Source organism: Streptomyces chiangmaiensis, assembly GCF_036281785.1.
Taxonomy (GTDB): Bacteria; Actinomycetota; Actinomycetes; order Streptomycetales; family Streptomycetaceae; genus Streptomyces; species Streptomyces chiangmaiensis.
On sequence record NZ_JAYWVC010000431.1, the window covers coordinates 1 to 3,287 of the forward strand.

The following is a 3,287-nucleotide window of genomic DNA, read 5'->3' on the forward strand; positions in this document are numbered from 1 at the left end:
ATGCTGCGTTGGCTGAAGACCGTCGTGGTGAGCGATGAGGAAAAGGCGCCCGTGAGGCGTCAGGTAGGGGCAGGGAAGACGATCACTGCTGAAGTGTCGAAACTCCAAGACGACGTCGAAACCGGGGTGTGGTGTAAATCCCGGGACAAGCCCGGCGGGAGCCCGCCGACTGGCCGGGCGGCGTCCGGCGCAGAGGTGACGTGAGCCCTGCCTGCCGCTCTCGTACGGAACGTGGGAAGGCGTGTCCGGCATGGCCGCGTGCAGCAGCGGGGCCACCGGGAGTGCCCGAGTCGGGGGTGCCCCGTAGGGACTTCGAGTACCGGGCCGGAGGCGCCGGCGGACCGGCCCGTAGTAGCGATGAAACCTCTGTAACGGGGGCGGAGCGAAGGAGCCGGGTCGTTCGTGGCTGTTGTTCGTTTGGTCAACCAGAGCTCTGGGAGGAGCCCGATGGACCAGCTGAAAGCATCTGGCAAGCCGTTCGACATCTCCAAGCGGGAGGTGTGGGACGCCTGGTTGAAAGTGAAGGGTAATCAGGGAGGGCCGGGGGTGGACGGGGTCTCGATCGAGGAGTTCGAGAAGGATCTGCGGGGCAACTTGTACAAGATCTGGAACCGGATGTCCTCGGGGACCTACTTCCCGCCTCCGGTCAAGGCGGTGGAGATCCCCAAAGCGCACGGTGCCGCTGGTGTCCGTGTGCTGGGAGTGCCCACTGTCGCCGATCGGGTGGCGCAGACGGTGGTGGCCACGCACCTGGAGAAGCGGGTGGAACCGGTGTTTCATCCCGACTCCTACGGCTACCGCCCGAACCGCTCGGCGCTGGACGCGATCGGGAGCTGCCGACGGCGCTGCTGGGAGTACAACTGGGTGATCGATCTCGACATCCGGAAGTTCTTCGACAGCGTGCGGTGGGACCTGGTCGTCAAGACCGTCGAGGCGCACACCGACGCCCGCTGGGCGGTGCTGTATGTGAAGCGGTGGCTGGCCGCTCCGCTGCACCTGCCCGACGGGACCTTGCAGGCCAGAGACCGCGGAACCCCCCAGGGGTCGTCGGTCTCACCCGTCCTGGCGAATCTGTTCATGCACTATGCGTTCGACATGTGGCTGGAGCGGGAGTTCCCGGCGGTCGCCTTCGAACGTTACGCGGACGACGCGGTGATCCACTGCGTCACCGAGGCCCAGGCCAGGCGCGTCCTGGCGGCCTTGCACGAACGGATGGCCCAGGTCGGGCTTGAGTTGCACCCGGACAAGACGAAGATCGTGTACTGCAAGGACAGCAACCGCCGCAGCTCCTACGGGCAAGTGGCGTTCACGTTCCTGGGGTACACCTTCCGACCGCGTGCGGCCGTCAACGGGAAGACCGGAGTGGTTTATACCTCGTTCCTCCCGGCGGTCAGCAAGGAGGCCCTGAAGAAGATGAGCGCGGTGGTGAAGTCCTGGCGACTGCACCGCCACGTGAACAGTACCGAGGCGGACCTCGCGCGATGGATCAATCCGATCGTGCGAGGCTGGATGGCCTACTATGGCGCCTTCTACCGTCACGAGCTGTCGGCCCTGCTCCACCGCATCAATACCTACCTGCTGCGGTGGATCATGAACAAGTACAAGAGGCTGGGGACCTGGAAGAAGGCCCAACGGGCGATGCGAGATGCGGTCGCCCGGCAGCCTCGGTACTTCGCTCACTGGGCCTGGGCGAAACCGGCCGTCAGATGAACAGAACGACAAGAGCCGTATGACGGGCGACTGTCACGTACGGATCTGTGGGAGCCCGGGGCTGAGATACCCCGGGCTACCCGACCATGTGGAATTCCTGACCAGCAACGGCCAGGAGGTCGTCCCCGCATGACACGCCGCGTTCCCGACCTTCCCGAAGCCCTGGTCCGCAAGCACCTTGAAGAGGTCTTGAAGACCTGCCGGGAGACCAACACCAGGCCCAGCGTCCTGATGCTGGCCTGCCGACTCGACCTCACGAACACCACGTTCCGCCGCCGCTACCCCGACATCGCTCGCGAGATCGGAGAGCAGCGGACCGCCCCCACTGCCCCGAGAACCGGACCGACCGAGCACGACCGGCTCATCGCCTGCAACGCCAAGCTCCGGCGCCGCAACCGTGACCTCAGCGCCCAACTCGCCCTGGCGGCTGCCCAGATCCAGCACCTCACCCTTCACAACCAACGGCTCCAAGAAGCTCTGGAAGCGACCTCCAACGTCACGAGCATCAGTCGGATCCAGAACCGTTGAGCCGAGCAACAAACAGCGCCGACGACGCTACGCTTCTGTGCCGTGCAGGAGACGCGCCTCGACACTGCTCGGATCCGGGCGGCTCGCCGGGTAATCGACCCGGTCTTTCTCGACACTCCGTTGTACCGCTGCGAGGCGCTGGAGCCCGACCTCGGGTGCACGGTGAGCATCAAGCTCGAAACGGCGAACCCGGTCCGCAGCTTCAAGGCCCGCGGCACCGAGGTAGTCGCGAGCCTGCTCGCCGATGCGAGCCGTGGTGTGCGCCAGCGCGGGCAACCTTGGCCAAGCCCTCGCCTGGTCCGGTCGCGGCAGGGGGCTCGACGTCACCGTCGTGGCATCCCGCTTCGCGACTCGGGCCAAGCTGGACCGCATCCGCGCACTGGGTGCCACGTTGGAACTGGTGGACGGCGACCACGAGATGGCTCGCGACCGGGCGGCGGCCATCGCCCGGTACGACGCCATCCGGCTGCTCGAAGACAGCCTGGACCTCGAGACCTGCGAGGGCGCGGCGACCATCGGCCTGGAACTGGTGTACACCGCACCGTCGTTCGACACTGTCCTGATCGCTCTCGGCGGCGGGGCACTGGCCACCGGCGTGGGCCATGTGGTGAAGGCCTTGGCACCCGAAGTCGAGGTGATCTGCGTCCAGCCGCTGGGCGCACCGGCGATGACCCACTCGTGGCACAGGCGACGTGTCATCACCACTGACTCGACCGACACCATCGCTGACGGTGTCGCCGGACGGTACCCCATCCCGGCCGTCCTGGACGATCTCCTGCTGGTCGCTGACGACGCCGTCCTGGTCCAGGAGGCGTCGATCATCGCCGGTATGCGGATGCTCCTCGACCACGCCGGCCTCGTCGTCGAACCGTCGGCCGCGCTCGGCATCGCGGCGATCCTCGAAGACCGTGACCGCTTCGCCGGCCGACACGTGGTCACCATCGTGTGTGGCAGCAACATCGACGTAGACGCCTATCACTGCTGGGTCGGCGCGGCTCCCATCCATAGATCTTGACAATTGCTCCAGCAAAAAACGACAGAGAGATGTG

General features: G+C 66.0%; 3 protein-coding genes and 1 pseudogene. All 4 read left to right on the top strand.

The genetic code is table 11. The annotated features are described in order from the left end of the window. Positions 1–204 (top strand): hypothetical protein (locus tag VXC91_RS43840; RefSeq protein WP_329512927.1); only part of this gene is annotated, 204 nt, incomplete at its 5' end. 243 nt (positions 205–447) lie between these two features. Then, positions 448–1,710, top strand: coding sequence for a group II intron reverse transcriptase/maturase (ltrA, locus tag VXC91_RS43845; protein WP_329512928.1), 1,263 nt, complete (start codon positions 448–450; stop codon positions 1,708–1,710). A 129-nt stretch (positions 1,711–1,839) separates the two neighbouring features. Beyond that, a complete protein-coding gene (locus VXC91_RS43850) occupies positions 1,840–2,238 on the top strand; it encodes a hypothetical protein (RefSeq protein WP_329512929.1) in 399 nt (132 codons plus the stop codon). Positions 2,239–2,280: 42 nt separating this feature from the next. Further along, positions 2,281–3,253: pseudogene (locus VXC91_RS43855) on the top strand (threonine ammonia-lyase). Positions 3,254–3,287: the final 34 nt, after the last annotated feature.

Excerpts from the sequence above, each read along its gene's own strand:
- ltrA (WP_329512928.1), top strand. The coding sequence starts at position 448 with ATGGACCAGCTGAAAGCATCTGGCAAGCCGTTCGACATCTCCAAGCGG.
- VXC91_RS43850 (WP_329512929.1), top strand. The coding sequence starts at position 1,840 with ATGACACGCCGCGTTCCCGACCTTCCCGAAGCCCTGGTCCGCAAGCAC.